The organism is Mesorhizobium sp. M2A.F.Ca.ET.039.01.1.1 (assembly GCF_003998035.1).
Classification (GTDB): Bacteria; Pseudomonadota; Alphaproteobacteria; order Rhizobiales; family Rhizobiaceae; genus Mesorhizobium.
On sequence record NZ_RZRY01000508.1, the window covers coordinates 1 to 4,693 of the forward strand.

The 4,693-nt window shown below is 65.7% G+C and carries 5 protein-coding genes and 1 pseudogene; 5 read left to right on the top strand and 1 reads right to left on the bottom strand.

Annotation, left to right across the window (positions count from 1 at the left end; all coding sequences use genetic code 11):
- The 5 genes and pseudogenes from EOA24_RS27980 to EOA24_RS28000 all read left to right on the top strand — a co-directional run.
- Window positions 1-248: pseudogene (locus tag EOA24_RS27980) on the top strand (DNA repair protein RadA); the annotation flags it as partial.
- A gap of 42 nt (window positions 249-290) precedes the next feature.
- Window positions 291-965, top strand: coding sequence for a CvpA family protein (locus EOA24_RS27985; RefSeq protein ID WP_042637922.1), 675 nt, complete (start codon window positions 291-293; stop codon window positions 963-965).
- A 114-nt stretch (window positions 966-1,079) separates the two neighbouring features.
- On the top strand, window positions 1,080-2,561 hold the full coding sequence (gene purF, locus EOA24_RS27990) for an amidophosphoribosyltransferase (RefSeq protein ID WP_042637921.1): 1,482 nt from the start codon (window positions 1,080-1,082) through the stop codon (window positions 2,559-2,561).
- 85 nt (window positions 2,562-2,646) lie between these two features.
- On the top strand, window positions 2,647-3,390 hold the full coding sequence (locus EOA24_RS27995; protein ID WP_126078262.1) for an SDR family NAD(P)-dependent oxidoreductase: 744 nt from the start codon (window positions 2,647-2,649) through the stop codon (window positions 3,388-3,390).
- A gap of 168 nt (window positions 3,391-3,558) precedes the next feature.
- Entirely contained in the window at window positions 3,559-3,783 is a 225-nt protein-coding gene (locus EOA24_RS28000) for a hypothetical protein (protein WP_040984608.1), read from the top strand.
- Between the two features lie 145 nt (window positions 3,784-3,928).
- Here the strand turns inward: EOA24_RS28000 and EOA24_RS28005 are convergent, their stop codons facing one another.
- Complete coding sequence (locus EOA24_RS28005) at window positions 3,929-4,435, bottom strand: OsmC family protein (protein WP_126078263.1); 507 nt, start codon at window positions 4,433-4,435, stop codon at window positions 3,929-3,931.
- Window positions 4,436-4,693 lie beyond the last annotated feature (258 nt).

The following is a 4,693-nucleotide window of genomic DNA, read 5'->3' on the forward strand; positions in this document are numbered from 1 at the left end:
TTGCCCTTCCCGCCGATTGCGTCTATTTCGGCGAAATCAGCCTATCGGGCGCCGTGAGGCCGGTTGCGCATGCGCAGCAGCGCCTCAAGGAAGCCGAAAAGCTGGGCTTTGGAAGCGCGGTGCTGCCGCTCGGCAGCGAGGAAGTTGCCGGGGGGATCGGGGCCGGCGCGTTCCAGCCCACCGAGCTTGCCGACCTTGTGGCGCGAATAGCCGGCTCACGGCGCAGCCGTGCCGACGACGATGAGTGACGCGGCTCGTCGGGCCGTAAGACAGGAAGTGGGGCGAGGACCATGCCGATTACGCTGCTTGACGGAATTCTCGTCGGCTTCACCCTGGTTTCAGCAATGCTCGCCATGGTGCGCGGCTTCTCCCGCGAAGTGCTGTCGGTGGTTTCCTGGGCAGCGGCGGCGGCAGCGGCGTTCTTCTTCTACAAGCCGGTCCTGCCCTACGTTCAGCCCTATATCGACAACGACAAGATCGCGATGGCGGCTTCCGCGGGCATCGTCTTCCTGATCGCGCTGATCGTCGTCTCCGTCATCACGATGAAGCTTGCCGACTGGATCATCGATTCGCGTATCGGCGCGCTCGACCGTACGCTCGGCTTCCTCTATGGCGCGGCGCGCGGCATCCTGGTGGTCGCGGTGGCGCTCCTGTTCTTCAACTGGCTTGCCGGCGCCAAGGCGCCCGCCTGGATCGCCAACGCCAAGTCGCGGCCGTTGCTCGAGACGATCGGCGCCAAGCTCGAGAGCGTGCTGCCGGAAAACACCGAGGAACTGGTCAACAAATACACGCATAAGGGCACGCCGCAGGCTGGCGCGCCGGCCACGACCGACCAGCCCGCGGCCGAGCCGCCGGCCGGCGACGACAACGCGCCGGCGCCCGACGACAGCGAGGGCGAGGCGCCTGCCGATAACGAGCCAGCTCCGGCGCCCGCCCCTGCTCCCGCTCCAGCGCCGGCAAACTGAAATCCAGGCCAGCCATAGCGCTGGCCTGAGGCAATTTGTGAATGCCTGACGAGGTGCGTTGCGTTCCGCGAGAGATCGCCCTATATGGCGGCTTTAGCGGAGCTTGAGCACCAGATGGCAGACTCAACGGCAGATGCAGGCAATGTCCTTTCCGCCGAGGCCGACGATCATTTCCACGACGAATGCGGCGTGTTCGGCATCTTCGGCCGGCAGGACGCGGCGGCCATCGTCACACTCGGCCTGCACGCCCTGCAGCATCGCGGCCAGGAAGCGGCAGGCATCGTCTCCTATGACGGCACCCAGTTCCATGTCGAGCGCCATGTCGGCCTGATCGGCGACACCTTCACCAAGCAGCGCGTCATCGACAGCTTGCAGGGTAATCGCGCCATCGGCCATACGCGCTATGCCACCACCGGCGGCGCCGGGCTGCGCAACATCCAGCCCTTCTTCGCCGAGCTTGCGGAGGGCGGTCTTGCCGTCGCCCACAACGGCAACCTCACCAACGCGCTCACCGTGCAGCGCGCTCTGCAGAAGCAGGGCTCGATCTTCTCGTCGACCTCCGACACCGAGACGCTGCTGCACTTGGTCGCGACCAGCAAGGAGCGCGATCTGAATTCGCGCTTCATCGAAGCGGTGCGCCAGGTGGAGGGCGCCTTCTCACTGGTGGCGATGACGGCCAAGAAGATGATCGGCTGCCGCGACCCGCTCGGCATCCGCCCGCTGGTGCTGGGCGACCTCGACGGCGCCTGGATCCTGGCATCAGAGACCTGCGCGCTTGACATCATCGGCGCCCGCTTCGTGCGCGACATCAAGCCCGGCGAGATGGTGGTCATCACCTCCAAGGGGATCGAGAGCATCTTCCCGTTCGAGCCGCAGAAGACGCGCTTCTGCATCTTCGAATATGTCTATTTCGCGCGGCCGGATTCCTCGGTCGAGGGCCGCAACGTCTATGAGGTGCGCAAGCGCATCGGCGCGGAACTGGCGCAGGAAAACCCGGTCGAGGCCGACATCGTCGTGCCGGTGCCGGATTCCGGCACGCCGGCCGCAATCGGCTTCTCCCAGGCCGCCGGCATTCCCTTCGAGCTCGGCATCATCCGCAACCACTATGTCGGGCGCACCTTCATCCAGCCTGGCGATTCGATCCGCCACATGGGCGTTAAGCTGAAGCACAACGCCAACCGCCGCATGATCGAGGGCAAGCGCGTGGTGCTGGTCGACGATTCGATAGTGCGCGGCACCACCAGCCAGAAGATCGTGCAGATGGTGCGCGATGCCGGCGCGAAGGAAGTGCATATGCGCATCGCCTCGCCGCCGACCAGCGCATCCTGCTTCTACGGCGTCGACACGCCGGAGAAGTCGAAGCTGCTCGCATCGCGCATGTCGGTCGAGGAGATGGCCGAGTTCATCCGCGTCGATTCGCTCGGTTTCCTGTCGATCGATGGACTCTACCGCGCCGTCGGCGAGGCGCGCCGCGACAACGACCAGCCGCAATTCTGCGACGCCTGCTTCACGGGACAGTACCCCACCCGCCTGCTCGACTTCGAAGGCCACGACAATGTGCGCACGCTGTCGCTGCTGGCGTCGAGCGGGTCGTAGGCCGCGGTATCTGTTTTGACGCAATTCCGGACGGAAAACCGTCAGACACTTTTCCTGGAATTGCTTTAGCCCACGGAATTCTCGCATGACCCTCGACCTTTCCGGCCGCGTGGCGGTCGTCACCGGCGCCTCGCGCGGCATCGGCTATTTCATCGCCAGGGAACTGGCGGCAGCCGGCGCGCATGTCATCGCGGTGGCGCGCACGGTGGGCGGGCTGGAACAGCTCGACGACCAGATCAAGGCTGATGGGCGCGGACAGGCGACGCTGGTGCCGCTCGACCTCACCGACATGGCAGGCATCGACCGGCTGGGCGGCGCCATCCATGAGCGCTGGGGCAAGCTCGACATCCTTGTCGCCAATGCCGCCGTGCTCGGCGTCATTTCGCCGATCGGCCATGTCGAGGCCAAGACCTTCGAGAAGGTGATGACCATCAACGTCACCGCGACGTGGCGATTGATCCGCTCGGTCGACCCTCTGCTCAGGCTTTCCGATGCCGGCCGCGCCATCATCATGTCCGCCAACTCCGCCCATTCGGCGCGTGCCTTCTGGGCGCCCTACGCGGCGTCCAAGGCGGCGGTGGAGACGATGATGCGCTCTTGGGCGCATGAGACCGAGAGCCTGCCGCTCAGGGTCAACGCCGCCGATCCCGGCGCCACCCGCACCGCGATGCGCGCGCAGGCGATGCCCGGCGAGGATCCGGAGACGCTGCCGCATCCGTCCGAGATCGCCAAGCGCATCGTGCCGCTGGCAAGCCCGGAACTGAAGGAGACGGGCCTGATCTTCCAGGCCAAGCACAACCGCTTCGTCGCCTACCAGCAACCGGAATAATTCGAGTTCAAAGCGCGTCGCGGCCGATCGAGCCCGCCTGGCGAAGGCCCTCTTCACAGGTCTGTGACCGGGGCGGTGGAAGCGTGTGCCACCGCCCAGCTTTCGCCGTGCCGGGGGAGTTGCTAGAGTCCCTGCGACTCCGACATTCAAGCAAAGCGAGGAATTCCCATGGCTGCCACTCCCAGCGTAGCGTTGGTCTGGTATCTGGTGATCGCCGGCCCGCAAGGCGGCATGGTGGTGCTGCCCAGCACCTTCGACACCCGCGAGCAGTGCACAAACGCCATCACCGAATATCAGAAGCAGCCGACGCCGCAGGGCTGGGCCGTGCAATGCGTGCCGAGCGCCTCGCCGTTTACGGATGAAGGGGACGCGGAGGAGCCTTCGGCCCAGTAGGCAACACTCCCCCTCACCCAGCCTCCGCTTCACTCGGCTGACCTCTCCCCGCTGGGGAGAGGAGGCTGTCAGCGCCGGTGCCAATCTCTTCTCCCCACCGGGGAGAAGGTGGCCGCGTAGCGGCCGGATGAGGGGGCGTCGCGCTTCAACGCCCCGCGCTTACGCTCAGCGCCGGCTTGTTGTTGATCGTCTGGAACACCGCGCAGTAGCGCTCGGTGAGCTTCATCAGAGAATCGATGCGCTCTTGCGGCTCGTCGGTGTCGAGGTCGAATTTCAGCCTTATCTCGCGAAAGCCGACTGGCGCATCGCGAGCGACGCCGAGCGTGCCGCGAAAATCGAGGTCGCCCTCGGCATCGACGCTGGCGTTGCCGAGCTTGAATTCCAGCGCGGTGGCCACAGCCTTCAGCGTCACGCCCGCGCAGGCGACCAGCGCCTCCAGCAGCATGTCGCCAGAACATAGCTCCAGGCCCGAGCCGCCGGTGGCTGGATGAAGGCCGGCGACGGCAAGCGCCCTGCCCGTCTCCACCTTGCAGGCGATCGACTGATCGTCCAGCGTGCCGCGCGCTCTCAGCGTGATCAGTGCCTTGGCAGCGTCGTCGCGATAGGCTTCCTTCAGCGGCGCCTGCATGGCCTTGAGTGCGGTGGCGTCCATGGTGCTGTCCTTTTCGATAAGTCTCCGAGCTTGATCGCACTGTTATGCTGGCGGGACAGCGCCCTCCTCTGTCCTGCCGGCCATCTCCCCCACTTGGGCCCACTTGGGGAGATTGGCGGCTTCTCCGGCGGCGCCCTTTCGTCAACGTCGGAGATTGGCGAAGGCCGACGCGACATCTGATCTCCCCCCTCGTGGGGGAGATGGCCGGCAGGCCAGAGGGGGCGCGAAGGAACTCGACATTTGCTAATAGTTTCTTTG

Excerpts from the sequence above, each read along its gene's own strand:
- EOA24_RS28005 (WP_126078263.1), bottom strand. The coding sequence starts at position 4,435 with ATGGACGCCACCGCACTCAAGGCCATGCAGGCGCCGCTGAAGGAAGCC.
- EOA24_RS27995 (WP_126078262.1), top strand. The coding sequence starts at position 2,647 with ATGACCCTCGACCTTTCCGGCCGCGTGGCGGTCGTCACCGGCGCCTCG.
- EOA24_RS28000 (WP_040984608.1), top strand. The coding sequence starts at position 3,559 with ATGGCTGCCACTCCCAGCGTAGCGTTGGTCTGGTATCTGGTGATCGCC.
- purF (WP_042637921.1), top strand. The coding sequence starts at position 1,080 with ATGGCAGACTCAACGGCAGATGCAGGCAATGTCCTTTCCGCCGAGGCC.
- EOA24_RS27985 (WP_042637922.1), top strand. The coding sequence starts at position 291 with ATGCCGATTACGCTGCTTGACGGAATTCTCGTCGGCTTCACCCTGGTT.